26 protein-coding genes are annotated in these 26,565 nt (G+C 65.5%); 17 read left to right on the top strand and 9 right to left on the bottom strand.

The annotated features are described in order from the left end of the window. Nucleotides 1–201: 201 nt before the first annotated feature. Nucleotides 202–1,863 carry a phosphoglucomutase (alpha-D-glucose-1,6-bisphosphate-dependent) gene (gene pgm / locus ACIPV6_RS20920; RefSeq protein WP_400272743.1) on the bottom strand — a complete coding sequence of 554 codons (1,662 nt, stop codon included), beginning with the start codon at nt 1,861–1,863 and terminating at the stop codon, nt 202–204. A gap of 226 nt (nt 1,864–2,089) precedes the next feature. Beyond that, nucleotides 2,090–2,845, bottom strand: coding sequence for an SDR family NAD(P)-dependent oxidoreductase (locus tag ACIPV6_RS20925; protein WP_400272744.1), 756 nt, complete (start codon nt 2,843–2,845; stop codon nt 2,090–2,092). A 217-nt stretch (nt 2,846–3,062) separates the two neighbouring features. On the opposite strand from ACIPV6_RS20925, the gene ACIPV6_RS20930 reads away from it, so the two are divergent. Continuing rightward, the gene (locus ACIPV6_RS20930) at nt 3,063–3,695 is read left to right on the top strand and encodes a DUF4190 domain-containing protein (RefSeq protein ID WP_400272745.1); all 633 of its coding nucleotides are present in this window, start codon (nt 3,063–3,065) and stop codon (nt 3,693–3,695) included. A 77-nt stretch (nt 3,696–3,772) separates the two neighbouring features. Here the strand turns inward: ACIPV6_RS20930 and ACIPV6_RS20935 are convergent, their stop codons facing one another. The 3 genes from ACIPV6_RS20935 to ACIPV6_RS20945 are packed head-to-tail and all read right to left on the bottom strand — an operon-like array spanning nt 3,773 to nt 7,497. Beyond that, nucleotides 3,773–5,272 carry a peptide MFS transporter gene (locus tag ACIPV6_RS20935; RefSeq protein WP_400272789.1) on the bottom strand — a complete coding sequence of 500 codons (1,500 nt, stop codon included), beginning with the start codon at nt 5,270–5,272 and terminating at the stop codon, nt 3,773–3,775. A gap of 55 nt (nt 5,273–5,327) precedes the next feature. Then, nucleotides 5,328–6,761 carry an amidase gene (locus ACIPV6_RS20940; protein WP_400272746.1) on the bottom strand — a complete coding sequence of 478 codons (1,434 nt, stop codon included), beginning with the start codon at nt 6,759–6,761 and terminating at the stop codon, nt 5,328–5,330. Beyond that, nucleotides 6,754–7,497: a Type 1 glutamine amidotransferase-like domain-containing protein gene (locus ACIPV6_RS20945; protein ID WP_400272747.1), complete on the bottom strand. Its 744-nt coding sequence runs from the start codon at nt 7,495–7,497 to the stop codon at nt 6,754–6,756. The genes ACIPV6_RS20940 and ACIPV6_RS20945 overlap by 8 nt, the downstream gene beginning before the upstream one ends. Before the next feature lie 162 nt (nt 7,498–7,659). On the opposite strand from ACIPV6_RS20945, the gene ACIPV6_RS20950 reads away from it, so the two are divergent. From ACIPV6_RS20950 to ACIPV6_RS20960, 3 genes are all read left to right on the top strand, one after another. After that, nucleotides 7,660–7,986, top strand: a complete 327-nt coding sequence (locus ACIPV6_RS20950; RefSeq protein WP_400272748.1) for a rhodanese-like domain-containing protein — start codon at nt 7,660–7,662, stop codon at nt 7,984–7,986. 21 nt (nt 7,987–8,007) lie between these two features. After that, nucleotides 8,008–8,940, top strand: a complete 933-nt coding sequence (gene pheA / locus ACIPV6_RS20955) for a prephenate dehydratase (protein WP_400272749.1) — start codon at nt 8,008–8,010, stop codon at nt 8,938–8,940. A 131-nt stretch (nt 8,941–9,071) separates the two neighbouring features. After that, the gene (locus ACIPV6_RS20960) at nt 9,072–9,302 is read left to right on the top strand and encodes a hypothetical protein (RefSeq protein ID WP_400272790.1); all 231 of its coding nucleotides are present in this window, start codon (nt 9,072–9,074) and stop codon (nt 9,300–9,302) included. Here the strand turns inward: ACIPV6_RS20960 and ACIPV6_RS20965 are convergent. Continuing rightward, nucleotides 9,299–10,357 (bottom strand): diacylglycerol/lipid kinase family protein, encoded by a 1,059-nt coding sequence (locus tag ACIPV6_RS20965; protein WP_400272750.1) that lies wholly within the window; start codon nt 10,355–10,357, stop codon nt 9,299–9,301. The genes ACIPV6_RS20960 and ACIPV6_RS20965 overlap by 4 nt on opposite strands. Nucleotides 10,358–10,457: 100 nt before the next feature. Here ACIPV6_RS20965 and serS point away from each other — a divergent pair, with 100 nt between their 5' ends. The 4 genes from serS (at nt 10,458) to ACIPV6_RS20985 (ending at nt 14,110) form a co-directional block, all read left to right on the top strand. Next, nucleotides 10,458–11,747 (top strand): serine--tRNA ligase, encoded by a 1,290-nt coding sequence (gene serS, locus ACIPV6_RS20970; RefSeq protein ID WP_400272751.1) that lies wholly within the window; start codon nt 10,458–10,460, stop codon nt 11,745–11,747. Nucleotides 11,748–11,883: 136 nt separating this feature from the next. Beyond that, nucleotides 11,884–12,729 carry an HAD family hydrolase gene (locus ACIPV6_RS20975; RefSeq protein ID WP_400272752.1) on the top strand — a complete coding sequence of 282 codons (846 nt, stop codon included), beginning with the start codon at nt 11,884–11,886 and terminating at the stop codon, nt 12,727–12,729. Nucleotides 12,730–12,796: 67 nt separating this feature from the next. Next, entirely contained in the window at nt 12,797–13,642 is an 846-nt protein-coding gene (locus ACIPV6_RS20980; protein WP_400272753.1) for a DUF6597 domain-containing transcriptional factor, read from the top strand. Between the two features lie 78 nt (nt 13,643–13,720). Next, nucleotides 13,721–14,110, top strand: coding sequence for a DUF1761 domain-containing protein (locus tag ACIPV6_RS20985; RefSeq protein WP_400272754.1), 390 nt, complete (start codon nt 13,721–13,723; stop codon nt 14,108–14,110). Between the two features lie 33 nt (nt 14,111–14,143). Here ACIPV6_RS20985 and ACIPV6_RS20990 read toward each other — a convergent pair whose 3' ends face one another. Then, complete coding sequence (locus tag ACIPV6_RS20990) at nt 14,144–14,884, bottom strand: ANTAR domain-containing protein (protein WP_400272755.1); 741 nt, start codon at nt 14,882–14,884, stop codon at nt 14,144–14,146. A gap of 253 nt (nt 14,885–15,137) precedes the next feature. On the opposite strand from ACIPV6_RS20990, the gene ACIPV6_RS20995 reads away from it, so the two are divergent. Next, nucleotides 15,138–15,827, top strand: coding sequence for a sigma-70 family RNA polymerase sigma factor (locus ACIPV6_RS20995; protein WP_400272756.1), 690 nt, complete (start codon nt 15,138–15,140; stop codon nt 15,825–15,827). Nucleotides 15,828–15,854: 27 nt separating this feature from the next. Here the strand turns inward: ACIPV6_RS20995 and ACIPV6_RS21000 are convergent, their stop codons facing one another. Next, the gene (locus ACIPV6_RS21000; protein ID WP_400272757.1) at nt 15,855–16,805 is read right to left on the bottom strand and encodes a glycosyltransferase family 9 protein; all 951 of its coding nucleotides are present in this window, start codon (nt 16,803–16,805) and stop codon (nt 15,855–15,857) included. An 85-nt stretch (nt 16,806–16,890) separates the two neighbouring features. Here ACIPV6_RS21000 and ACIPV6_RS21005 point away from each other — a divergent pair, with 85 nt between their 5' ends. From ACIPV6_RS21005 to ACIPV6_RS21035, 7 genes are read left to right on the top strand one after another with little or no spacing between them, the layout of a single operon-like run. Then, on the top strand, nt 16,891–17,460 hold the full coding sequence (locus ACIPV6_RS21005; RefSeq protein WP_400272758.1) for a D-glycero-alpha-D-manno-heptose-1,7-bisphosphate 7-phosphatase: 570 nt from the start codon (nt 16,891–16,893) through the stop codon (nt 17,458–17,460). Then, nucleotides 17,457–18,539, top strand: a complete 1,083-nt coding sequence (locus ACIPV6_RS21010) for a glycosyltransferase family 9 protein (protein ID WP_400272759.1) — start codon at nt 17,457–17,459, stop codon at nt 18,537–18,539. The genes ACIPV6_RS21005 and ACIPV6_RS21010 overlap by 4 nt, the downstream gene beginning before the upstream one ends. Further along, complete coding sequence (locus ACIPV6_RS21015) at nt 18,536–19,609, top strand: glycosyltransferase (RefSeq protein ID WP_400272760.1); 1,074 nt, start codon at nt 18,536–18,538, stop codon at nt 19,607–19,609. The genes ACIPV6_RS21010 and ACIPV6_RS21015 overlap by 4 nt, the downstream gene beginning before the upstream one ends. Further along, nucleotides 19,606–20,874 (top strand): glycosyltransferase, encoded by a 1,269-nt coding sequence (locus ACIPV6_RS21020; RefSeq protein WP_400272761.1) that lies wholly within the window; start codon nt 19,606–19,608, stop codon nt 20,872–20,874. The genes ACIPV6_RS21015 and ACIPV6_RS21020 overlap by 4 nt, the downstream gene beginning before the upstream one ends. After that, nucleotides 20,871–21,581, top strand: a complete 711-nt coding sequence (locus ACIPV6_RS21025) for an SIS domain-containing protein (RefSeq protein WP_400272762.1) — start codon at nt 20,871–20,873, stop codon at nt 21,579–21,581. The genes ACIPV6_RS21020 and ACIPV6_RS21025 overlap by 4 nt, the downstream gene beginning before the upstream one ends. Next, nucleotides 21,578–23,011, top strand: coding sequence for a D-glycero-beta-D-manno-heptose 1-phosphate adenylyltransferase (gene rfaE2 / locus ACIPV6_RS21030; protein ID WP_400272763.1), 1,434 nt, complete (start codon nt 21,578–21,580; stop codon nt 23,009–23,011). The genes ACIPV6_RS21025 and rfaE2 (ACIPV6_RS21030) overlap by 4 nt, the downstream gene beginning before the upstream one ends. 33 nt (nt 23,012–23,044) lie before the next feature. Further along, on the top strand, nt 23,045–23,740 hold the full coding sequence (locus tag ACIPV6_RS21035) for an SDR family oxidoreductase (protein ID WP_400272764.1): 696 nt from the start codon (nt 23,045–23,047) through the stop codon (nt 23,738–23,740). On the opposite strand, the gene ACIPV6_RS21040 is transcribed toward ACIPV6_RS21035, so the two are convergent. Continuing rightward, a complete protein-coding gene (locus ACIPV6_RS21040) occupies nt 23,709–24,860 on the bottom strand; it encodes a glycosyltransferase family 9 protein (protein ID WP_400272765.1) in 1,152 nt (383 codons plus the stop codon). The genes ACIPV6_RS21035 and ACIPV6_RS21040 overlap by 32 nt on opposite strands. Nucleotides 24,861–25,006: 146 nt before the next feature. On the opposite strand from ACIPV6_RS21040, the gene rfaE2 (ACIPV6_RS21045) reads away from it, so the two are divergent. Then, nucleotides 25,007–26,560, top strand: coding sequence for a D-glycero-beta-D-manno-heptose 1-phosphate adenylyltransferase (gene rfaE2, locus ACIPV6_RS21045; protein ID WP_400272766.1), 1,554 nt, complete (start codon nt 25,007–25,009; stop codon nt 26,558–26,560). The last annotated feature ends 5 nt before the right edge of the window (nt 26,561–26,565 follow it).

Below are 26,565 nucleotides of genomic sequence, written 5' to 3' on the forward strand. Positions count from 1 at the left end.
TCAAGCGACAGAGCGTCAAAATCATGCCGGAGCCGGCAGGCCAGCACACCCATATCCTGCACCAGGAAACAGGCTACGAAAAAGGTAACGAGCGTTCGGGGGAAGGGGGTGTTTGGTGAGAGAGCGTCCGGGGGTGGGATGGTCTCTCACCTAACCGCCCTTTTGGGAGAACCCTCTCGCGCCCATCTGTACTCAAACCGCCTACGCGATGACCCCGTCCACCAGGGCCTTGGCCTCGTCCTGGACCTGCTTGAGGTGGTCGGCGCCCTTGAAGGACTCGGCGTAGATCTTATAGACGTCCTCCGTGCCGGACGGGCGGGCCGCGAACCAGGCGTTTTCCGTGACAACCTTGAGGCCGCCGATGGAAGCGCCGTTGCCGGGAGCTTCCGTCAGCTTCGCGGTGATGTCCTCGCCGGCCAGGGACGTCGCGGTGACGTCGGCTGCGGAGAGCTTGCCCAGCTTGGACTTCTGCTCGCGGGTGGCAGCAGCGTCGATCCGGGCGTACACCGGAGCGCCGAACTGGTCGGTCAGGCCCTTGTACAGCTGCGACGGGGAGGAACCCGTGACAGCAGTGATCTCGGAGGCGAGCAGGGCCAGCAGGATGCCGTCCTTGTCCGTGGTCCAGACGCTGCCGTCGCGCTTGTTAAAGGAAGCGCCGGCCGATTCCTCGCCGCCAAAGGCGCCCTCGCCGGACAACAGGCCGGGTACGAACCACTTGAAGCCCACGGGAACCTCAACCAGCTTGCGGCCCAGCCCGGCAGCCACGCGGTCGATGATGGACGACGAAACGAGGGTCTTCCCCACCACCGACCCAGGGTTCCAGCCACTGCGGTTGCGGTAGAGGTAGTCGATGGCGACGGCGAGGTAGTGGTTGGGGTTCATGAGCCCACCGTCCGGCGTGACGATGCCGTGGCGGTCGGCGTCGGCGTCGTTTCCGGTGGCAACGTCATACGCGGAGCCGCCGGAAGCGCCGGCAGCCATGCGCTTGATCAGCGAAGCCATGGCCGACGGCGAGGAGCAGTCCATGCGGATCTTCTCGTCCCAGTCGAGGGTCATGAAGGCCCACTGCGGGTCCACGGTGGGGTTCACGACCGTCAGGTTCAACTGGTGGCGTTCGCCGATCTCGCCCCAGTAGTCCACGGAGGCGCCGCCCATGGGGTCGGCCCCGATTCGGACACCCGCGTTGCGGATCGCATCGAGGTCCAGGACGGACGGGAGATCATCCACGTAGCTGCTGAGGAAGTCGAACTTGCCCGTGGTGTCTGCGGCCAGGGCGTCATTCAGCGGGATGCGCTTGACGCCGCGGAGTCCGTTTTCCAGGAGCTGGTTGGCGCGCTCGGCGATCCAGCCCGTGGCGTCGGTGTCCGCGGGGCCGCCGTGCGGAGGGTTGTACTTGAAGCCCCCGTCGGCGGGAGGGTTGTGGCTCGGAGTGACCACGATGCCATCGGCCTGGGGAGTGCCGGGTGCGGCCTCACGGTTGTACTTCAGGATTGCGTGGCTCAAGGCCGGGGTGGGCGTGTAGCCGTGGCGCGCGTCCACCAGGACCGTCACGCCGTTGGCTGCCAGCACTTCCAAGGCGGAGTTCTGCGCGGGTTCGCTCAAAGCGTGGGTGTCCCGCCCAATGAAGAGCGGTCCCGTGATTCCCTGGCGTCCCCGGTATTCGACGATTGCCTGCGTGATGGCAAGGATGTGCGCTTCATTGAAGGAAGCTTTCAGGCTGGAACCGCGGTGGCCCGAGGTTCCAAATGCCACGCGCTGCGCGGGATCGCCCAAATCCGGAGCTACGTCGAAATACGCGTCCAGCAGGGCTGTGATGTCAACAAGGTCCTGGGGAAGGGCAACTGTGCCCGCTCGGCTAGCCATGTCCAACAGCATGCCAGACCGTTCCGCCCGCCGACAGGAAATGTCCGTGATGCGGCCCCTATGACGTCGAATGGCGGTTAGGTGGAACAAACGGACTAAAGATTCACGTCGGCTTTACGTTGTGGACAGCTTCCTGACTAAGCGCAAAAGAGCCCTCCCGGCCCGGTGGATCCGGCTGGTCCAACGGGCCAAGAGGACCGCGAGGGCCGCGAGGGCCGTGACCAAACTAGACGGCCGTGTAGCCGCCGTCAGCCAGGACATACGAGCCGGTCATGAAGCTTGCCTTGTCCGAAAGCAGGAACGTGGTGACGTTCGCGATTTCTTCCGGGCGGCCAAGGCGTCCCAGGGAATGCTTCGCTTCGAGCCCGCTGATGACTTCCTTCGGAGCGTTGGCCAGCAGCGGTGTCTCGATGTAGCCCGGGCCGATCGCGTTGATGCGCAGTCCCTGGGCTCCGTATTCGGCGGCGGCATTCTTGGTCAGGCCCACAACGCCGTGTTTGGCCGCCGTATACGCGGCGTTGCCCAAGGCGGCAACCGTGCCGTGGATCGAAGCCATGTTGACGATCGCACCCTCAGCCGCGCCGGCTTCGAGGATGGCCGGGACCTGGTAGCGCATCCCGTAGAGCACGCCGCTGAGGTTGATGGCGATGACGCGGTCCCAATCCTCAATGTCCACCTCGCCAACGGGGGCATTGGCACCGCCGATGCCGGCGTTGTTGACTGCATAGTTCAGGGCACCATAGGTTTCGACGGCAAAGTCGACGGCCTTCTTGCTGTCTTCGGCTACGGCGGTGTTGGCTTTGAACGGAACTGCCGTGCCGCCAGAAGCCGTGATTTCCCCGGCAACGCGGGTGGCTGCATCAAGGTTGACGTCCACTACAACCACGTTGACGCCGTTGTTCGCGAGGTCCTTGCTGATCGCTTCCCCGAGACCCGAACCGCCGCCGGTGACCAGTGCGGTTTTGCCTTGGAAGTTACCCATGATGTCCTCCTTCGCGGGACGGATCCCGCTGATGATCGTTGTAGCGCTGCTTACGTCGCTATTAAGGCCAACCCATCCCACAGCGGGCATATTCCATGCATATGCATGAATCGCGTCACAGCCCCGCATCCCGTCGGTGACAGCAACGCTCCGTACTTATGCGTGGCCTTCGGCAGCGGTAGGGTTGGGATCAAAGACCATGCACAGGGGGATACCTATGTCAGAGCAACCAGCCAAGGGCAACGAAGACAAGCCCGCGGGTTACGAACCGCCGCAGTACGTTCCGCCCGCAGAATTCAGCGCGCCGGGCCAGGGCAGCGCGGTGCCGCCGCCGCCGTCGTACGAATCAGCAACCCAGGCCGACGCCACCCAGCCGCTGCCGCCGTACGGGCAAAGCGCCTACACGCAAAACGCGCAAGGCCAGAGTGACTTCTACACCCAGCCGACGCCGCCCTCAAGTACGCCGCCTGCCAGTTCGTACACGCCGGGTGACTACAGCCAGCAGCCGCCGTCGCCGTACAACCAGCCGCCGAGCCCCTACCAGCAGCAGCCCTACGGCCAGCCGAACCCGTATGGACAGCCGGCCTACTACGCCATGCCCTCGCAGCCCAAGGGTTTGAGCATCGCGAGCATGATCTGCGGTATCGCCACGTTGGTGGGCTTCGGCTTCTTCATCCTCCCGCAGATCGCGGCCGTGATCCTGGGCCACCTCGCCCTTAACCGCGAACCCGCCGGCAAGGGCATGGCGATTGCCGGCCTGGTGATGGGATACATCGGCATTGCGATCGGCGTGCTCATCTTGATCGGATTCTTCGCGGCGCTCGGCGCCTCAAGCCGGTACAACTACTAAAAGGCGAACGACGGCGGCCCCCGCCTCGGTTGGGATTCCCACCGAAGGCGAGGGCCGCCGTCGTGATTTAACGCTTGTTACCGAACGCCCGCCATGAGCTTCTTGATCGCCGGAGTCGATGCGGCCAGTGCTACCGCGAGCACCACGGCCACGCCGCCGATGCCCAGGAAGTAGGGGAGCTCGTCGTCCGGGTTGTAGAGGCCCGCGAGGATGCCCGCCAGGGTGGTGCCGAGCGAGACCGAGAGGAAGAACAAGGCCACCATCTGCGTGTGGAAGGCCTTCGGTGCAAGCTTGGTGCTCACGGACAGCCCGATGGGGGAGAGGCACAACTCCGCCATGGTGAAGAGGAACAGGATGCCCACAAGTGCCAGGAGTGGGGTCTTGCCGTCGCCGGCCAGCGGGATGAATGCCAGGAAGGCCAGTCCCATGATGAACAAGCCCATGGAGAACTTGAACGGCGAACTCGGCTGCCGGGAACCCAATTTGGTCCACAGTGCGGCCATGACGCCGGCGAAGATGATGATGAACACCGGGTTGATCGACTGGACCCACGCGGCAGGCATTTCCCAGCCGAACAGGTTGCGGTCCAGCTTCTCCTCCGAGTACACGGCAATGAACGTGAACTGCTGCTGGAACAAGGCCCAGAACGCAGCGGATGCGATGTAGAGCGGGATGAATGCGAGCACGCGCTTGCGCTCAAGGCCCGTCACCAATGGACTCCGGAAGATCAGGAAGAGATAGATCACCGAGGCGCCAATAGCTGCGTAGGCCATGCTGCGCGCAAGGTTGTCCGCGTTGACGGTACCCGTACCGAGCAGCACGCCGATCACCACGAGGATCGCGAGGAAGATCAGGCCGTACTTTGTCCGGTCCTTGGCGGGCAGCGGGTTGGGGACCCGGTGGGCTTCCTCCGGCAGGCGCTTGCGGCCAAAGGCGTAAATGACCAGGCCGATTGCCATGCCCACGGCGGCCGCGCCGAAGCCCCAGTGGAAGCCGTTGCTTTCCTGGAGCCAACCCGTGACCAGAGGTCCAATGAGCCCGCCAATGTTGATGCCCATGTAGAAGATGGAGAAGCCGGCATCGCGGCGCTCGTCCTTCTCGCTGTACAGGGTGCCCACCAGCGCGGTGGCATTGGCCTTCAGGCCACCCGAGCCGACTCCTACCAGCACCAGGCCGGCGATCAGGCCCGGAATGCCGGGGATGAGTGCCAAGGCGATGTGGCCCATCATGATCATGATGGCCGAGCCGAAGAGGACCTTCTCCGATCCGAAGATGCGGTCCGCGAGCCACGCGCCCAGGATGGTGGACAGATAGACGCCACCGCCGTACGCGCCCACCAGGCCCGCTGCGAGGCCCTTGTCGATGGACAGGCCGCCCTGGTCGGCCGTGAAGTACATGTAGTAAAGCAGGATGCCCTGCATGCCGTAGAAGGAGAATCGCTCCCACATTTCCACGGAGAAAAGGCTGGCCAACATCTTTGGGTGGCCGAAGAATGACGTATCGCCCGGGGTTTTGGCAGGCGGAGCCGTGGTTTGAGGTGTGCTCATTTCCTCAATGCTGGCACTGACTGCGGGCATTGTCACATCGACCAATGCCCCTGGCAACCGCATTCCATATGCTAGACGCCTGGATTTATGCGGTCTCCAGCGCTGCCGCCACCTGGAGAAGCTGCAGCTCGGATCCCCTCCTGCCAATGAGCTGGATCCCCATCGGCAGGCCGTTCTCCGTGGTGTGGACCGGGATGCTGATCGCAGGGAGGCCGCACACGTTCACCATGGAACTCCACGGCGCGTACTCACACTGCCTCTTGTAGTCCTGGTCAGCGTCTCCGGCCCATTCGCTGGGCCACGGTTCGCCGCTGTGGCCGCCGCCCGTAAACCAGCCGATGGGACGTGGGGTTTGGGCCAGCGTTGGCATAAGCATCAGGTCCCACTCCGAATACTGGGCAACGGTATCCGTGGTGAACTGCCGCAGGAAACCGAGCGCTTCCTGCACCTTTGCGGCGCTCCGCTGTTGCGCGCGACGCCGGAACGTACGGGTAAGCGGGGTCAGCAGCGCCTCCCGCTGGGGAGCTATCCGGGCGCTCCCGACGCCGGCCGTCCAGGCCGCGGTGAAAGCTTCCGGATAGCGGTTGTCATAGCGGATGTCTGCTTCAAGGACACGGTGACCTGCCCTATCCAACAGGGTCCGGCCGCGGTTGAGCGCGTCCAAGGCTTCCGTTTCGATTTCGAACGGATAGCTCGCGGCCCAAGGGCTGTCCAAGGTCATTCCGATGCGCAGGGGTTCGGGCGCCGTGTAGACGTTGGCGAGGTAACCGCCGTCGGGCCTGTTCCCGAAGGGGACCAGCGCGTCCAGCAGCAGCGCGGCATCCGCTGCGTTCTTCGCGAGAGGTCCAGCGACCACCAACCTGGCAGCGTCACCGGCGCTCGCCCCCGACGGCACCAGTCCCCGGCCAGGCTTCAGGCCCACGAGCCCGCAGGCGCCGGCCGGGATGCGGATGGACCCGCCACCGTCGGTACCCGGCGCGAACGGCACCATGCCCGCCGCAACCGCGGCGGCGCTCCCGCCCGAAGAGCCACCCGAGCTGCGGGCCAGGGAATGCGGATTGCGCGACGGCGGTGCCACGCGGTTTTCGCTGTAGGCGGTGAGTCCGAATTCCGGAACCTGCGTCTTGCCCAGCGAGATGACCCCTTGGGCCTTCAAGGTGGCTGCCAGGGCGCCATCCTCGGGTGCCGCCTTGTGTTCCAAGGCCGCGCTGCCGTGCGTGGTGGGTACACCGGCCACATCCGTGAGGTCCTTGAAGGCGGCGGGCATGCCGTGCAACAAGGGGAGTTCACTGCGCTCGCCGTTTGCATGGCGTTGGTCCGCTGCCGCGGCGGCGGCCATCGCGTGTTCGGCAGTCACGGTGATGAAAGCGCCCAGGTGTCTATTGCGGGACTCAATCACGGACAGGAAGTGAGTGGCGGCCTCACGGGCAGACAACTCGCCGCTGGCCAGGGCATCGCGGAGTTCAACTGCCGTCAACGCTGCGATCCCCGACTGGTCGGCAGGGGGTGAATCAATCAAGGAAGCGCGACTCCAGCCGTTCTTCGACGGCAACCGCATCAACGCTTTCGCCGGCTCCTGCCGTCACGCGGAATGCTGCTTTGTTCTTCACCGAGGAGACCACCTCCACCAGTTCCGTTCCGCGGTAGACCAGACCGACGCCGTCGTCGGTGCAGTGGGTCTCGCCCAGCGTTCCGTTCGCCACCAGCCTGTGGACCGTGGGGCGGCGGCGGAGTTCGGAATCGAAGTGCACGCCATTATGGAACGGGAGGAATCCCAGCGAGTTCGTGACGGGCCTCAACTCGGGACCGAAAGAGTCGGTGACTCCGCCCTTGAACCAGCAGATGGAACCGGCCGAAACGCCGGCCAGGATGATGCCGCTCTCCCACACGTTCTTGAGGATGCTGTCCAAGCCATGGGCGCGCCACACCGCCAGGAGGTTCACCACGGATCCGCCGTTGACCCAAACCACGTCCTGCTCCATGAGGTATGCCTCGGGATCGGCCACGTTGGGCATGGTGAAGAGATTCAGGTGGCTCAGGTCGAAGCCGGCAATCCGTGCTGCCTGGTCGACTTCCGCGGCCCACCATCGTTGGTCCCCGCCTGCGGTGCCGATGTGGGCGATCCGCGGTGCACGGCCCGTGACGCCGGAGAGTTCCACGGCGTAGTCCACCAGTGAGTCGAACTCGATCCGCGTGCGGCTGCCCTGCTTGTACCCGCCGGACGTGGCAAGAATAGTGGGTTGGCCAGCGGCCATGGTCCTGCTCCTTACTTCTGGGTGGCGTCGGTGGGAGTGGCTGGCACCCAGTCTTCGCGGGAAGGCCCCGGCATGCAAGGGATGCCCACGGTGCGGGCGCGGCGTGCGCCTCCCGGGGACTAGGCTGGATGCAGACTCCGTGAACCGATGGAAGGGACTGCCTTGAGCGACTTCGAAACAGTGCCTGTGGGCGACATTCCGGCCGACGCCAGCATCCTGGACGTCCGCGAGGACTACGAGTGGGTTGCCGGCCACGCCGAGGGTGCGCGCCACATCCCCATGGACCAACTCCCGGCGCGCCTGGAGGAATTGGACCCCGATGACGATTTGTTCGTCATCTGCCGCACGGGTGGCCGATCGTTCCGGGTGGTGCAGTGGCTCGTGGCCCAAGGCTACTCCGCCGTGAATGTGGCAGGGGGCATGGACATGTGGTTCGAGGCGGGCAAGCCGATGACCTCGGACAACGGACTCAAGCCGGTCGTCCTTTAATAACCAGCAAGGAATATATTGATGCCTGCAGTTCCCACTTACACGTTCCTGGGCCCGGAGGGGACGTTCACTGAGGCTGCGCTCATGCAGGTTCCGGGAGCCTCGGAAGCGATTCGGGTCCCTTGCACCAACGTCAACACCGCACTGGACAGCGTGCGTTCCGGCTCAGCAGACGCTGCCATGGTGCCCATCGAGAACTCGGTGGAAGGCGGCGTGACGGCAACCCTCGACGCCATTGCCACAGGCTTGGAGCTCCGTATCCTCCGCGAGGCGCTGGTTCCCATCACGTTCGTGCTCGTGGCGAGGCCCGGCGTCGAACTTTCGGACATCCAGCGCATCTCCACCCATGGCCACGCCTGGGCGCAATGCCGCCTCTGGGTGGACGAACACATTCCCCACGCGGACTATGTTCCGGGCTCATCGACGGCGGCCGCCGCCATGGGCTTGCTTGAACCGGACGCGCCCTATGAGGCAGCCATCTGTGCGCCGCTGGTCGCTGCCGGGCAGCCGGGGCTGAACGTACTTGCCGAAAACATCGGGGACAACCCGGAGGCGGTCACCCGCTTCATCCTGGTAGGCCGCCCGGGTGCTGTTCCAGAGCGTACGGGGGCGGATAAGACCACGGTGGTTGTGCCGCTGCCGGAGGACCACCCCGGTGCCTTGATGGAGATCCTGGACCAGTTCGCCTCCCGTGGGGTGAACCTGAGCCGCATCGAATCACGGCCCACCGGCCAGTACTTGGGCCACTACTTCTTCAGCATCGACGCCGACGGCCACGCAGCCGATTCCCGCGTGGCTGACGCCCTCGCCGGACTCCACCGGATCAGCCCCGCCACGCGGTTCCTGGGGTCCTACGCCCGCGCCGATAAGCAGCCGGCAGTCGTGGCACCGCACACCTCCGACGCCGCTTTTGCGTCCGCGCATGCCTGGGTGGAATCGATCCTTAGGGGCTGATCGCTTTCTTCGGCGGGGGCCGTTTCCAGCGAAATCATTGACGCTTCAACCCCCTTTCGCGCGCCTGTAAGTGTGCGTATGCTTGCCTGATCCACAAACGATGGATGAATGCCCAAACGAAGGGAGACGTCATGTCAGTGCATCGCGATGACAAAGACGGCCAGGGCATGATCGTCAATCCCAAGCCGTCCGGCGACAACAAGGACGACTGGGACGGCGACGAAGCCGACCGTGCGGATCGACTCCGTTTTGAAGAAGAACAGGCCATGATCCGGGAGCAGGCCGAGGCCCGCGCGGCGGCAAAGGCTGCCCAGGAAGAAGCCGACCGGAACGCCGCTGAGCCGGATAAGGGAGCTCTCTAGAGGTGGCTCTTCGGCACCCGCACCAGCAGCGAGCCGGGCTGCACCTGGACGGTGACCTCGGTCGCCTCACCTGACGGGTCGCCGTCGAGCTGTGTCGCCATGGGTTCCTGGCTGCGGATGCTGACTTTCTGCGAACGATAGAAGTTCATCACCGGCAGGTTCCTGTTGTGCTTGAACAGCACCTTCGCGTACATCGCGATCCAGCCCACCGCACTGCGCGGACTCATCACCACGATGTCCAGCATGCCGTCGTCAACCATGGCCTGCGGGATGAAGTCGATGCCGCCGGGGATCAACCCGCAATTGGCGAACAGCACGCTGCGGATCTTACGGGCCTGTTCCGCTTCGTCGTCCATGGCGATGGTGACGCGTTTGCGGCGGCCGGGCAGGTGCCGCACACCAGCTTCGGTATAGGCGAGCCAGCCCACCGTTTTCTTGAGGTCTTCCTTGGTATCGCCCACCACTTCGGCATCCAGGCCCATGCCCGCGATCACCAGGAACGTGTGCGTCGAAGACTCCCCGGTAATGCTGTTCTCGATGCCCATGGTTGCGGTATCGATGTAGCGCTGGTGCCCGAACAACGACACCTGGATGCAACCCGGCAGATCGTAGACGTCCAGGTCCACATTGCGGGCCAGCAGATTGCCGGTGCCCAGCGGAATCAGGCCCATCGCCACGCCCTGGTGCGCCAGCGACTCAGCCACCACGCGCACCGTGCCGTCACCGCCGCACGCCAGAACGACGTCGGCCCTTGACTCAAGCGCCTGGCGGGACTGGGCGTATCCCGGGTCCTCGGGCGTGGTCTCGTAGAACGTGGGCGGGTCCCAGCCCGCCAGGTCGCAGGCATCGATGATCGCCTGCCGCGCCTCGTCGGACTTGTTTTTCACCGGGTTGAGGATCACCGCCACCTTCTGGTGGCCGGGGTCCGGCCTATGGGGGTCCTCCGCCACGGCACTGCGGATATGGCGGGCCTTCAAGCGCCGCACGCCCCACCAACTGGAGACGGCAAATGCCACACCCCCAGCGAGAATCACCCACCAGATCCAGTCGCTCATTGTGCTCCAACACTATCCGTTCCGGCGGGGCCGTTTGCGCCGGTCCAGTCCCGGTGCTTCGCGGAACAGGGAATCGTGGCCGATTCGATACTCTTGTGTGGTGATCGACGTAAAAGACCTCAGCGAAAACCCGGACAAGTTCCGTGCCAGCCAGCGCGCCCGCGGCGCCGACGAGTCCGTTGTGGACGCGATCATCTCCGCCGATTCCGACCGCCGCGCAGCGCTGATCCGCTACGAGACCCTCCGCGCAGAGCAGAATGCGTTCGGCAAGAAGGTTGCGCAGGCCAAGGGCGAGGAAAAGCAGGCCCTGCTGGCCGAGGTCAAGGAACTGGCCAACGCCGTGAAGGCAGCGTCTTCGGAAGCCGACGTTGCACAGGCCAAGCAGGATGAACTCCTGCGCGTCATCCCCAACCTGGTGGTGGACGGCGTGCCCGAGGGCGGCGAGGACGACTTTGTTGTGGTCAAGACCGTGGGCACACCCCGCGAATTCCGTGACTTTGAGCCAAAGGACCACCTGGAGATCGGTGAACTGATCGGCGCCATCGACATGGAACGTGGCGCCAAGGTTTCCGGTGCCCGCTTCTACTTCCTGAAGGGTGTTGGTGCCCGCCTGGAGATGGCACTCCTGCAGATGGCCATGGAACAGGCCATCGAGGCCGGCTTCGTCCCGATGATCACCCCCACTTTGGTGCGTCCGGAAACCATGCAGGGCACCGGCTTCGATGTAAAGCACGACGCCGAGATCTACCGTCTCGCTGAAGACGACCTTTACCTTGTGGGAACCTCGGAAGTGGCCCTCGCCGGCTACCACGCGGACGAGATCCTGGACCTTTCCGCCGGCCCCATCCGCTACGCCGGCCAGAGCTCGTGCTACCGCCGCGAGGCCGGCTCGCACGGCAAGGACACCCGCGGAATCATCCGCGTGCACCAGTTCAACAAGGTGGAGATGTTCATCTACACCACTGTTGAAGAGGCTGCTGCTGAGCACGAGCGCCTGCTGGCGTGGGAAGAGGAAATGCTGGCCAAGTGCGAGCTTCCCTACCGCGTGATCGACACCGCCGCGGGAGACCTTGGCATGTCCGCGGCCCGTAAGTTTGACTGCGAGGCCTGGGTTCCCACGCAGAACGCCTACCGTGAGCTCACGTCCACCTCGAACTGCACCACGTTCCAGGCCCGCCGCCTCAACATCCGCGAACGCGTGGTCAACGACGAAGGCGTAGCCAAGGGCACCCGTGCCGTGGCAACCCTGAACGGCACGCTTGCCACGACGCGATGGATCGTTGCGCTCCTGGAACACCACCAGAACCCGGACGGTTCCGTGAACGTCCCGAAGGCCCTGCAGAAGTACCTGGGCGGCCTGGAAGTCCTCCCGGTTCTGTACCCCAACTGACTGGCAGTTGTGGTTGTTTTGAGGGCTCAGAACAACCACAACTGCCAGTTAGTTGGGGCGAGAGTTCACTGACCGTTAAGGCGCCGCTGTGGCCCCGGTCCTATGAGCTGTCAGTGGTGTCTGTTCTACTGGAACCATGACTATTTTGACTGATACTCCAGTTGCTGGCATCGATGACCAGCCAAAGAAAAACCAGAACCTGATGATTGCCCTGGACGTGGACGGCACGCTCGTGGATCACGATGGCCACATGTCGCCGGCCGTCCGGGAGGCCGCGCAAGCCGTTGTAGCCAACGGCCACGACGTCATGATTGCCACGGGGCGGTCCCTTAATGCGACCCTCCCGATCATCGAACAGATCGGCCTGGAACGCGGCTTTGCGGTGTGCTGCAACGGCGGCGTCACCCTTCGCCTGGATCCCTCGCTGGAAAAAGGCTACGAAATCATCCACAAGGCCACGTTCGATCCCGCCCCCGCCCTCAAGGCACTCCGGGAGCGGCTGCCCAACGCCAAGTACGCACTGGAGGACGAGGCGGGCAACTTCCTCTCCACCGAGCGTTTCCAGGACGCCAGCTTCGGTGTCGAATCGATTGGCGTGGACTTCCAAACCATGCTGGACTCCGTGGCTGTGCGCGTGGTGGTGTTCAGCAGCGAGAACACCTCCGAGGAGTTCAACGCCGCCATCCACCACATTGGACTCTCCGGCGTGACCTACTCGGTGGGCTGGACGGCCTGGCTGGACATCGCGGCCGAGGGCGTCACCAAGGCCAGCGCGCTGGAAGCCTTGCGCCTGCAGCTTGGCACTGATCCTGACAACACGCTCGCTATCGGCGACGGCCGGAATGACATCGAGATGCTCACCTGGGCCGGCCGCGGTGTCGCCATGGGCCAGGCCCCGGAGGAAGTGCTGGCCGTAGCCGATGAGGTCACCGCGTCAGTGTTCGACGACGGCGCCGCCTTGGTCTTGCGCGACCTGCTGTAGGCGCGGCGCGGCTTGGTCCGCTGCCACGTAGGGGCGGTTGCAGGTCAAGGCCTCCTAGACTGGCGCTGTGCTGTATCAGGAGTGCCCGGCGCCGCCCGGGCTTAGGCCCTTTGTCACTCAGTTGTGGTTCGTACACACTGATCCGAAGGCCCGGTACGAGAAAATCCTGCCGGGTCCATCCGCTCACTTGATCCTGAACCTGTCCGATCCGTACCGGCTCATCACGCCCTCGGAGGATGGGAGTGGGAATACGGCGACGGAGGTCTCCGCTGGTTTCTACTCCGGGCTCCAGCGGAGCTACCTGGTCAGCGAGAACCCGGACCGGATCTTCAACGTGGGTGCGCGGCTGACTCCGTTTGGCCTGTCAGCGTTCACCAGCCGGCCGCCGTCGGAATTCCAGGGCAAAGTGGTGGACGCCCAAGGCGTCCTGCCCGGGCTGGCCGACCTTCGGCCACATTTGCTTCACGCGGATCCGCCGACGGCGTTCGCCGTGCTGGCCGGGTTCCTGGAAGAGGCGCTGCTTCCGGAGCGGACGGTGGATCCCCGCACCATCAAGGCCGTGGAGACGCTGGCCAGGGAGGACGTGGAGATCGGCCGGCTCGCTGCCGGCCTGGGCATCAGCACGTCCACGCTGGAACGCATCATGATGCGTGATTGTGGTTTCACGGCCAAGGCGTACTCGGACGTCTGCAGGTTTTTCCGGTTCGTCAATACTGCCGCGGCCATGCCTCCGGGCGCGGTCCCCGGCCGCGATCTCCTGGCGTTGGCCGATTATTATGACCAGCCGCACCTGATCCGTGCGTTCCGGAGATTCAGCGGATTTACGCCCACCGAATACCTGCGCGTGGTACAGCGCTACGGTGCCGAGTACGCCACGTTCGTGCCTTTGGAGCAGGTTCCCAGCCTGGCGTAGGGGATGCGGCATTTGTACAAGACGGGCCCTCGGCTGCGTCGTAGGGTCCTCTCAGTAACCGCAGATGAAAGGACTTACATGACCATCAATTGGTTCGGCGTCCTGCTGGCCGCACTGGCGACGTTCGTGGTGGGCGGGCTTTGGTATTCGTTGCTCTTCGCGAAACCGTGGCAGAAGGCTGCGGGTGTGAGCGATGAGCAGTTGAAGTCCGGAACAGCCCGCGTGTTCGTGGGCTCGTTCGTCCTTGCCGTGGTGATGGCCGTTTTCCTGGCAGCGTTCATCGGGCGTGGCGGCGCGGGCTTCGGCACGCTGGCCGGCTTGGCTGCAGGGGTGGGGTGGGTAGCAACCGCGCTCGGCGTGAACTATCTCTTCGAGCGTCGGAGTCCGGTGTTGTTCGCCATCAATGGCAGCTACAACGTGGTGACGTTTACCGCGATGGGAGCCATCCTGGGGGCGATGCAGGCCTAGCCGACCCACCTGCGGCCAGTGCGGTGGTGCGGGCTACTTGAAGTGTGTTTCGATGGGGCCGCCGCCTGCCTTGTCAACTATTGCCTGCGCTACGTCCCGCAGCTTGACGTTGCGGTTGCTGGAGGCGCGCTTGATGAGTTCCACGGCCTCGGCCTGGCTGCAACGGTTCTGGGCAATGATGATCCCCGTGGCGATATCGATGACAGTCCGGGAGGCCATGGCGGCCCTGAGGTCCGTGGCGGTTTGGCTGTGCTGGGCCAGGAGGATGGCCAGGCGCAAACCCTTGGAGGCCTGGTGTACGTAGTCGGTGGCCCTTTGCACTGCAGCTTGGTTAAACGCGTGGAAGTCTTCTGAGTACAGGTTCAGGCCGGCCTTGGTGGAGTGGTCCAGGAGTGGGAAGGGCAAGGCCAGGATCGACGCGATGCCTTGCTCCCTGGCGGCTTCGGCGTAGTCAGGCCAGGTGTCGTCCTTCGACAGATCGGGGATGTGGACCTGGACCCCATCCCGGGCAGCCGTGAGGCAGGGGCCCTCGGCGAATTGGTACTGGAGTTCGTCAAGCTGCAGCGCACGTTCGCTGCTGCTGGCGACCGTGGCCGCAGTCCTGCGACGCAACAGGGTAACCCCGCAGTGTACGGCAGTGTTGCTCACGCTGAACATGGCGGCGGAATGCCGTGCCAGTTCGCTAAGGAACGCCTCCACATCCGGGTTGTCCAGCAGGAGATCCTGGATTTCCGCGGCGATGGGCTGGGTTTCAGCGATTTGCTGTCGATCCATGACTACCTCCGATCCTGGGGTTTGGGGCTGCCCTCCGGGCTTTGCCCCAAGAAACCACCCTATCCAATAGTAAGTACCCTTGGCTTAAGATGGTAAGTATGCTTCGCTTTTAATCAGAGTCTTGCCATGGGCTCGCTTCCGCCCGATCGGTCCAAGGATTTGAAGCCCCATGCGACAAGCCAGACCAACGTATGCATCCGTTCGCGCCCACTCAGGGGAAAGTGCCATCCGGCGAAGCTTTTGCGAAGGACTGGTGCTGGATCACCTGAACCTCGCAAAATCCATTGCTGCAAGGTATTCCGCCCACGCCCACGACATTGACGACGTCCGGCAAGTTGCCTACATGGGCCTCATCAAAGCCGCCAACGGCTTTGACGAAGCCAAAGGAGTCAGCTTTCCGGCCTACGCCGCGCCAACCATCGCAGGCGAGGTCAAAAGGTACCTCCGCGACCATTGCTGGGTGGTCCGTCCGCCCCGGCCCATCCAGGACCTGCGGCGGCAGGTCCTGGCACGCAGCGAAGAAATGACGCAGGTCCTGCAGCGGACGCCCTCACCGGAGGAGGTGGCAGAGGACCTGCACATGGAGCCATGCCAAGTGCGCGAGGCCCTCATGGCAGGAACCAGCAAGAGGCCTGACTCCCTGGATGCGCCAGCTGCCGAAGGACGGGACGGACTGCAGGGATCCCTGTCAAGCATCGGTTGCCCCACCGACAAACTTGACGACGTCCTGGCACTCCGGAATGCCATCAGGACCCTGAGCGCCGAGGACCGCCACCTCCTGTACAGGCGCTACTACCGCGAGGAAACCCAATCCACCATCGCGGAGGCACTCGGGATGTCCCAGATGCAGGTCTCGCGCAAGCTGTCCAAAATCCTGGTTGCCCTGCAAGCCCAACTGCTGGACGGCGGCCAGACCCAGCTCGAGGACGGAACAGCACCTTGAAATGGAACTAAAAGCGCCTCTACGGCCTCAGCACTTGAGCCCCTCCACCGCGGCCACAACGTCCTGAACCGTCACGGCCAGGAGCGCGGGATCCGGATCGCTCGCGAAAACGTCGCCCCGGCGGCGTTCGACGGCGGTAAGCACCACGTGCGGGCCGGGCGGCGGACCCCATTCCTCGGCCGGTGCAGGCCCAAAGAGGACCACTGATGGCCGCCCGTACGCTGAAGCCAAGTGCGCGGCACCAGTGTCGGCGGAGACCACAAGCCGAGCTTCGGCAATGGTTGCGGCAAACCCGGCCAGCCCTTGCAGCCCGGCCAGCACCCCGCCGTCGAGGTTTGCTCCTCTGGCCTTGGCCAGCGCGGCCGTTTCCTGGGCGCGTTCGCGTTCCGACGCTCCACCGGTGAAGACAACCTGGTGCCCGGCCTGGGTCAGTTCAACCGCTACGTCGGCGAATCGGTCCACGGGCCAAAGCCGGCTGCCGTACGCAGCACCCACGTGGATGACGGTGGCGCCGGGCCATGGCGACGGAACGGAGGGGCTGTTCAGGCGGTAGTCCAACGGGTCGGCGTCGATGCCGTGCCAGTTCAGCATGCGGGTCCAGCGCTCGCGTTCGTGGAGGCCGGTGGTCCACTCGGGCCCGTCCAGTCCGGGGGAGCGGTGCGCTACAACGCGTTTGGCGCCAAGTTCCCCAATCCGCTGCCGGCTTTCCGGGCCGTTCCCGTGCAGGTTCACCGCAACGTCAACCACCCCCGGAGTGATGGTGAGGGGATGGTCCAGGCCAGGGGTGGGCAAATGGTCGATGCCGCCCACCAGCTCAAGGGCCTCCCCGATCCACGCTGGCGCCGCGTACAGGATGCGGTGTTCCGGGAAGCCCCGCCGCAATCCTCGAAGGGCCGGAACGGCTACCAGCAGATCCCCGAGTTTCAGTGCCCGGAGGGCAAGCAGGACGGGTTGTCCAGCGAATTCAGCATTGTTCAAAGTGGCCTCCCGCTAGGAGTCTAACCACAGGAAACTTCTCCCGACCGTGCTGTTTAGCACGGAAGGAACTGGGAACGTTGCCGGTATGGGAGGAACCGGAACGTTGAAGGCGGTCCTGTTTGACCGCGATGGAACGCTGGTAGTCGACGTGCCCTACAACGGCGACCCGCGGCTGGTACGGCCCATGGAGAGTGCCCGTTCGGCCGTGGCGAGGGTTCGCCGGGCAGGGCTGGCAACGGGTGTGGTGAGCAACCAGTCGGGAGTTGCCAGGGGGCTGCTGACGCTCCAGCAAGTGCACACCGTGAATCAGCGCGTGGACGAGCTGCTGGGTCCGTTCGATGTGTGGGAGATTTGCCCGCACGGCAGCTGGGACGGTTGTGCATGCCGCAAGCCCGCGCCCGGGATGATCCACCGGGCCTGCGAAGCGTTGGGCATCGAGCCGTCGGAAACGGCCGTGATTGGCGACATTGGCGCGGACCTGGGTGCCGCCAAGGCCGCCGGCGCCCGCGCCGTGCTGGTCCCCACGGGGGTGACGCGGCAAGAGGAAATCGAAGCCGCGGAACTGGTGGCCAACGATTTATGGCATGCGGTGGAGATGCTGCTGTCACTTCAGCAACCGTCCACCGGTCCCGCACAGTTTGGTGCGCTTGCATGAGCCGCGTCCTGGTGGCCCGGCTGGACAGCATGGGTGATGTCCTCGTTTCAGGCCCAGCGCTGCGGGCCGTGGCCAACGGAACGCGAGCGGACGGAAGCAGGCCCAACGACGTGGTGCTGCTCTGCGGTCCCGAAGGTACGGGTGCGGCGGAGATGCTTCCCGGTGTCACCGAGGTGCACACATGGCCCTGCCCTTGGATTGTGAACCCGGCCCCGCCGGTCACTGAGGGCCTCACGAACGGCCTGGTCGATTTTGTCCGGAGTTCCCGGATTGAGGAGGCCGTGGTGCTCACGTCCTTCCACCAATCTCCCCTTCCGCTCGCCATGTTGCTCCGATTGGCCGGGGTCCGGCAGATCACCGGTGCCTCCACGGATTACGCGGGGTCGCTCCTGGATGTGCGGCTCAAGCCGGGAGAAGACTTCCCCGAAGACCAGCCCGAGGCGGTGCGGGCCCTCGGCATCGCACAGGCTGCTGGGTTCCAGCTTCCACAGGGCGACGACGGCAAGCTCCACGTCACGCCCAGCACGGACGAACTGGTGGATGAGCTGGGCAAGGAAGGCCCGTACATCGTGGTCCATCCTGGTGCAGCCGCTCCCGCGCGCGCATGGCCGGCGCTGCACCATGCGGCCACTGTGGAGCTGCTTGAGGCGTACGGGCACCGGGTGGTGGTCACCGGAGGACCTGGTGAAACGTCGCTTACCGCCACGGTTGCAGGACCTTCGGCGCAGGACTTGGGCGGCAAGACGCATCTCCGCACGCTGGCGGCGGTACTGGAGGGCGCCGCCGTCGTGGTCACCGCCAACACGGGACCCGCGCACTTGGCCGCGGCAGTGGGCACGCCGGTGGTTTGCCTCTTCGCGCCCGTGGTTCCGGCCATCCGTTGGGCGCCCTACGGCGTACCCATGGAGCTCCTGGGCGACCAGGAAGCGGCCTGCAAGAACACCCGTGCGCGGAGGTGCCCCGTCCCCGGCCATCCATGTTTGAGCTCCGTGACGCCCGAGCAAGTGGTGGAAGCCGTCGAACGGCTGTTGGGCGGCGTCTCTTCACTGACCACGCGACGAAAGGTGTGGAAGCCATGAGGATCCTGGTGTGGCACGTCCATGGCGGGTGGATGGAAGCATTCGTCCGCGGCCAGCATGAATACCTCCTTCCGGTAGAGCCCGACGGCGGTCCCTGGGGTTTGGGGCGCGGTGGCCGTGAGTGGCCGGCCAACGCAGTGGAAGTGGACTTGGGTGAGCTGGATCCGGACAGCGTGGACGCCGTGGTCCTGCAGCGGCCCGAAGAGATCGCCGCCGTGGCCCGGACGTTGGGGCGCCGTCCCGGCCTGGACCTTCCCGCCGTCTACCTCGAACACAACACGCCCAAGGGGGACGTGCCTTTCACCATCCATCCGATGGCCGACCAGAACTCCATTCCCGTAGTCCACGTAACCCATTTCAACCAGTTGTTCTGGGATGCGGGTTCGGCCCGCACAGTAGTGATTGAGCACGGAATCCCCGACCCCGGGCACCTCTACAGCGGTGACCGGGAAGAGCTGGCCGTGGTGGTGAATGAGCCAGTGAGGAGGGGCCGCGTCACGGGCACGGATCTTCTCCCGGGCTTTGCCGGCGTTGCACCGCTGCGTGTCTTCGGAATGGGCACCGAATCCTTGCCTGAGGCGCTGAACCTGAAGGGCCTTGGGCTCAGCGAGGAGCGGCTGAGGATCGCCGGCGATGTGCCGGCGGCCGGGCTCCATCAAGAACTCGCCCGTTGCCGCGTGTACCTCCATCCGATCCGCTGGACCTCGCTCGGCCTGGCCCTCCTGGAAGCCATGCACCTGGGCATGCCCGTCCTGGCGTTGGGAACCACCGAGGCATACCGGGCGGTTCCCCGAGGTTCCGGGCTGGTTTCCAACGACGTCGAGGAGCTCCAAAGCTTCGCGCGGCGGCTCCTTGACGATCCGGACGACGCCTACGCGATGGGCCTGCTGGCCCGTGAGGCAGCACTGGAGCGGTATGGACTGGCGAAATTCCACCGGGCCTGGGACGAACTCCTGGCCGATCTGGGCACAGTCCACGGGGAACGCCGGTCCTTCCATGGAACGGAACGCCACGATGCCGGTCCCCGTCCGGTACCGCCAAGCCATGATGCAGAGAGGACACACCCATGAAGATCTCCATGGTTTCGGAACACGCCAGTCCGCTGGCTGCGCTGGGAGGAGTGGACGCCGGCGGACAGAACGTCCACGTCGCAGCGCTCTCCTCAAGCCTCGCCAAGCGCGGCCACCACGTCACCGTGTATACCCGCCGTGACGATCCCTGTCTCCCTGCAAGGGTGCAGGTGGCCCCGGGACTTGCAGTGGTCCACGTGGACGCCGGTCCGGCACGCCACATTCCCAAAGACGAACTGCTGCCCTACATGGGAGCCTTGGCGGACGGTATCTGTGCCGACTGGGAGGGCGATGTCCCGGACGTGGTCCATGCCCACTTCTGGATGTCCGGGCTTGCCGCCATCCAGGCCGCGCGCCGGGCCGGAGCTGCGGAGCCTGTACCTGTTGTCCAGACCTTCCACGCCTTGGGGTCCGTGAAACGCCGCCATCAGGGATCGGCGGACACCAGCCCCGCGGCGAGGGCCTGGCTGGAGCCTTGGGTGGGGCGCACCGCGGATTGGGTGGTGGCAACGTGCCCGGACGAAGTCTTCGAACTCAAGGCCCTGGGAATCGACAAATCCAACGTCTCCATTGCTCCCTGCGGCGTGGACCTCACGCTTTTCGATGGCACGGCAGAACCGGAGACGAAACCGCGGACCCACCGCATCCTCAGCGTGGGCCGGCTGGTTCCCCGCAAGGGTGTGGACCTGGTGATCCAAGCCCTCCCGCTGCTGGTCCAGGCCGGCCTGGACGACGTGGAGCTCCTCATTGTGGGCGGTTCCGGCGACGCCCTGTCCCTCGAGGAGGACCCCGAAGCGCAGCGGCTCCGCGCCCTCACCAAGGAACTGGGGGTGGAGGACAAAGTGACCATGCGGGGCCAGGTTCCGCGCGACGCCATGCCGGGCATCCTCCGCAGCGCCGATGCCGTGGTCTGCACTCCGTGGTACGAGCCGTTCGGCATCGTGCCGCTGGAAGCCATGGCGAGTGGCGTGCCCGTGGTGGCTGCCGCCGTCGGGGGTTTGCGGGAAACGGTGGTGGACCAGAAGACCGGGCTGCACGTTCCGCCGCAGGACCCGGAAGCCATTGCCGACGCCGTTGGGCGCCTCCTGGGAGACCCTTCCTTGCGCGCCGAGATGGGCCGGGCGGGAATGCGCCGTGCACGCTCACGCTATTCGTGGGACCGCATTGCAACAGACACCGAAAAAGCGTACCGATCCGTCCTCGCAGCCGGTTTGTCCCGGCAGGCCGGGGAAGGCCTGGAAACCCTGGAAGGAACGGCACTGTGACACCCAAGACCACTGCGACCCCCGAAACGACGCTGGCCCCTCAAACCGCCTTGAGGTCCGTCCCCGACACCGTTCCCGCGGGCTGGACCGGACCAGGTGCCGGACCACGCGCCGGGAACGCCGAGGTAACCACCCACCTGGACAACGTGCTGCCGGCCCTCGAATCGCTGCGCTCGCAGGCGGACCGGCTCTCCGGATGGGGAACCGAACTCGCCCACCGGCTGCTCTCCGGCCAACGCTTGCTGGCAGCGGGAAATGGCGGCTCGGCCGCAGAGGCGCAGCACCTGACCGCCGAGCTGGTGGGACGCTTCGACGCGGAACGGGCACCCTTCTCAGCCATCTCGCTCCACGCCGAAAGCTCCGCCGTCACCGCGCTCTCCAACGACTACGGCTACGAGGAAGTGTTCGCCAGGCAGGTCCGGGCGCATGGCCGGGCAGGGGATGTGCTGATCCTGCTTTCCACGAGCGGACGGAGCCCCAACCTGCTCAACGCCGTCCGTGCGGCCAACGAGCGCGGCATCGCCACGTGGGCCCTCACCGGGCCCGGCCCCAACCCCCTGTCCGAAGCGTGCGATGAGGCCATTACTGTGGACGCCATCGCGGCCAACGCCCAGGAGGGACACCTCATCGCCGTGCACGCCGTGTGCAGGGCCTTCGATGCCGAAGTGGCACGCCGCACGGGATCCAGCAACGGGCAACGGCCGTGAGAGTGACCGTGGTGGGAGACCTACTCCTGGATGTCGATATCAACGGAACCGCTACCCGGCTCAGCCCGGACGCACCGGTGCCGGTGGTGGACGTTGCCGGGGTCCGGCACCGCGCGGGTGGGGCGGGACTGGTGGCCACGCTCTTGAAGCGCGACGGCCACGACGTCACGCTCGTTACCGCGGTATCGGACGACGACGGCGCAAGCCACCTGAGGCGCGCCCTGTTCGGTGTGCGGCTTCTCACCGGAGAGCCGCTCGCCCCCACTCCGACGAAGACGAGGGTGCGGATCGGTTCGCACGCGGTGGTCAGGTTCGATGAAGGATGCGCCGCCGCTCCCCGTCCGGACTGCACCGCAGGGATGCGCTCCGCGATCGAATCCGCCGAGGCCATAGTCGTTGCCGATTACGGCCGGGGGATCACGCTCAACCAGGACATCCGGGCAGCGCTCGCCGCGGCTGCGCACCGGGTACCGGTGGTGTGGGACCCGCATCCCTCCGGTTCGGAACCAGTGGACGGCGTTGCCGTGGTGACACCCAACTTGGCCGAAGCCGCGGCTGTTGCGAAGGCCGCCGGACTGGGACACGCTTCGCCGGACGGCGTGGAAGCCGGAAAGCAGCTGTTGGAACATTGGCACAGCAACGCGGTGCTGGTGACCAAGGGTGCAGCGGGGGCCGTGCTGGTGGAGGCCTCTGGAGGAGGGGCCGGCATCCCGGCGCCCAGGACATCCGTGGAGGATCCCTGCGGGGCAGGGGACCGCCTGGCCGGGAGCCTCGCGGTGTACCTGGGCTTGGGGCTTGGGATCCGCGACGCCGCGACCCGCGCCGTTGCCGATGCCTCTGCCTTCCTGGGCGAAGGCGGTGCGGCTTCCCTGGCTGTGGACACCGACACCATGGAGCCTGACGACGAAGGGGTTCCGGACCCCGCCGAGGCGGGTGCCGTCGTCGGACTTTTCGGCAGCCACGCTGAAACGGACCAGCCCGACGGCGTCCAGCTCGCCCGGGCGGTACGCGCCCAGGGCGGAACGGTGGTGGCCACCGGCGGTTGCTTCGACCTGCTCCACGCCGGCCACGCCCGCACCTTGGCCGCAGCGCGGGAGATGGGCGATTGCCTGATCGTCTGCCTGAACTCGGACCAATCAGTTAGCCGGCTCAAGGGACCACACCGGCCGATCGTCAGCGAGGAGGACCGGGCCGAACTGCTGCTCGCGTTGACCTGCGTGGACGCCGTGGTGGTCTTCGATGAGGACACTCCGGAGGATTGCCTGGAATTCCTGCAGCCCGATATCTGGGTCAAGGGCGGCGACTACCAACCTGATGAACTGCCGGAAGCCCGGCTCGTAGCCGGTTGGGGAGGGCGATGTGTCACTGTGCCTTTCCACCCGGCCCGATCAACCAGCGGCTTGGCGGAAGCACTTGCCAAAGTCGGCTGACACCAGAACGGAAAGACACACGAAAGGAACCGCATGAACACGCAAACACCTGGCCGCGTCATCGTCACCGGAGGCGGCTCCGGCCTGGGCGCCGCAATCGTTGAAGCAATAAGCAATGCCGGCGGCACCCCGGTGGTTTTCGACCGGGACGTCAGCAACGTGTCCGGTGCGAAAGCCCTGGAGGTGGATGTCTCCAACCGCGAAGCCGTGGAGGCCGCAGTGAAGGAAACTGCGGAGAGCCTCGGCGGATTGGACGGCGTAGTGACGGCCGCAGGTATCGATCGCTGCGGCAAGCTCGGCGACGTCGCGGCGGAGGAATGGGAAAAGGTCATTGGGGTGAACCTCCTGGGCACTGTGTCAACGGTGCGCGCCGCACTGCCTTACCTGACGGAGTCCCGCGGGCGGGCCATTACCATCGCCTCCACCCTGGGGCTCCGGGCGCTCCCGGACGCCACTGCCTACTGCGCCTCCAAGTTCGGCGTGATCGGCTTCAGCCGGGCGCTCGCCGCTGAGACCGGAGGAGTCATCGGCGTCACCACCATCATTCCGGGGGGCATGAAGACCCACTTCTTCGACGACCGTGATGAGCAGTACAAGCCGCAGGACGATTCCAAACTCAACGACCCCGCCAATGTGGCGCAGGCAGTGGTGTTCGCCCTCTCGCAGCCGTTCGGCAGCGAGGTACGCGAACTCCTCATCACCCCCGCAGAAGAAGGCTCGTGGCCGTAAGGTCCCGCACGTCCTGAACAACGCCGGCCACGGCGATGCCCTCGATGAGGGTGTCGCTGTGGCCGCAGTGCGGAGCGGTCCATCCCACCTGCGTCACGTCCGCACCGCAGCGGGGGCATGCCGTCACCCAGGACATGTGGATGCGGTGAAGGCCCCGGCCGCGCGGGCCGGCGTTGAACACATTGCCCACCCAGAAGATGCCCACAGTCGGGGTTCCCAAGGACTGGGCGAGGTGGCGTGGGCCGCTGTCGCTGGCCAGCATCACGGTCGCTTCTGCCAGCAGCGCGGCCAATTCCCCCAGTTCCAACTCGCCGGCTACGGAGCGCACGGCATCGCGGTCATGTCCAGGCACCTTTTCCTGCGCGAGTTCGGCTACTTCCTGCGCCAGGGCTTTTTCCGAGTTGTCCCCAACCACCAACACCTGCGCACCTTCAGTGGCCAGGCTTGCGGCGGCCTCGGCAAAGTTCGACGCCGGCCATCGCCTCCTGGGATCAGTGGCACCCGGGTGGAGGACCACCAGGGAATCGCGCTGGGGATCCTTCAATCCGGCAATGCTTTGCACGAACCCGCCCTTCGGTCCCAGCAGTGGCGGAATGATGGTGGGAGCCCCCGCGAGGCCTGCCACTTCCAACCATCGGTCAGGTTCGTTCTGGTAGTAGACGTAGTCCAGGTTGCGCTCCAGGCGCTCCGCGTCCGGGGTCCGTGTGCCCACGGTGTGGCGTGCGCCTAATTTCCGCAGGAAAGGGTTGGAGTACCGTCCGCCGCCGTGCATCTGGATGGCGAGATCGAATTTCCTGGCCTGCATGTTCCCCAGGAAGGCTGCGACCGCGCCAGGGTCTTCCTCGCCGTCACGGACTCCCTTGGCGAAGGGAAGAACTGCCACATCGTCCACTGGCCCTTCCGTTGCCGCCACCAGGGCTTGGTGGATTGGCGTGCCCAGCAGGGTGATGCGCGCTCCCGGGTAGGCCGCCTTCAGTGCATGCAGGGCGGGATAGGTGTAGATCAGGTCCCCGAGGCCACCGCCGCGAAGGACCGCCATGCGTTCCACTCCCTGGAACTTCTCCAGCACCGGGCCAACACCTGCCTCAAGAGAGGCCTTCGCATCCGGAGGAATGACCATGGAAACGTCCCTTCATGGAGGAAACCGGAAGCTGCCCGGCGTATGCGGAACAGCAGCACGGAAAAGTACGTGGTGGGCGTGTGAAGCCCGGGCTGCTGGGTACCTGAGGGGAGCAGGAACTTGCCGCCACAACCGGAAGGTACCCCATGGCACACCTCTCCAACCAAGAAGGTCTGGCCGAATGGTTGCCGGGCCGATTGGCCGAAGAAAAGCGCATCATCACTGTGATTGGCGATGCCATCCTGGATGGTTGGTGGGACGGCCTCATCGAGCGTTTCTGCCGCGAAGCCCCTGCCCCGGTGGTCCAGGTGAAGCGCCGTGACTTCGCGCCCGGAGGAGCTGCGAATACCGCGGTAAACCTGGCCGCGCTCGGAGCCCAGGTGCGGTTCGTCTCCATCATTGGGCAGGACCAGGCAGGGCAGCAGCTCAAGGAGCTGCTCGGGGAAGCCGGGGTGGACGTGGCGAATATGCTGGCGCATCCGGACATGACCACCACCACCAAATTCCGGGTGAGCAGTTCCGGCCAGGTGATGCTCCGCCTGGACGACGAAGCCGGGACCGTCCCAACTCATGGCCTCGAGCAATTGGCGGCGACGATTCCCGGCGCAGTGGAAGGCTCACATGCTGTGGTCGTGTGCGATTACGGTGCCGGGGCTTTGGAAGGCCCGGTACGGGACGCATTGTTTGCGGTCTTGGGCCCTGAAGATGCCGGGAAGCCGGCGGCCGGGCCTGGTTCTTCCGCACGCGGTGGCACGCTGGTAGTGGTGGACGCCCACCACCCGGAACGCTGGGCAGGGCTCGCTCCGGACCTCGCCACCCCCAATGCCCAGGAAGCGGCACGGCTGGTGGGTGTCGAATTGCCCGGCGGAGTTGCCCGGTGCCCGTTCGTGGAGGCCCATGCCGAGCAGCTCCTGGCCGCCTCCGGTGCGGCCGCCGTCGTCGTGACCTTGGACCGGGACGGCACGCTGACGGTGCGCAGGGACCGCAACGGGGCCACGGCCACGCACAGGACCTGGGCCCGTCCGGAAACCGAGAAGCAGGCATCCGGGGCCGGGGACACCTTTGTGGCCGCGCTGGCCTTGGCACGTTCGGCCGGCCTGCCCCTGACCACCAGCGTGGACCTGGCACAGGCCGCGGCGGACGTGGTGGTGCACCGGCCCGGCACCTCCGTGTGCAGCACGGAGGAACTGTCCCGCCATTTGCGCGAGTTCGCGGACACGGCCCTCACAGCTGGGGAGCTGGCCAAGCAGGTGCAGGCACACCGCCAGGAAGGCCGGAGGATCGTGCTCACGAATGGCTGCTTCGACGTCCTGCATCGCGGCCACACCCGGTATCTCAACCAGGCCAAGCAACTGGGCGACGTCCTGGTGGTGGCCCTCAACAGCGACTCGTCCGTTCGCCGTCTCAAGGGACCCGACCGTCCGGTGAACCACGAGTCGGACCGTGCCGCCGTCATCGCAGCACTCAGCTGCGTGGACCACGTCACGGTGTTTGATACCCCCACGCCCATTCCGCTCATCGAGATCCTGCAACCGGATGTCTACGCCAAGGGCGGCGACTACACCCCGGAAATGCTTGCCGAAACGGAAGCCGTGGAACGCTACGGCGGCACCGTGACCATCCTGGACTACGTTCCGGAACACTCCACCACGGCAGTACTGCAGCGGATCCGTTCAACAGGCGAGCCCACCAGCCACTAAACGAG

Source organism: Paenarthrobacter sp. NPDC089988 (genome assembly GCF_044748465.1).
Taxonomy (GTDB): domain Bacteria; phylum Actinomycetota; class Actinomycetes; order Actinomycetales; family Micrococcaceae; genus Arthrobacter.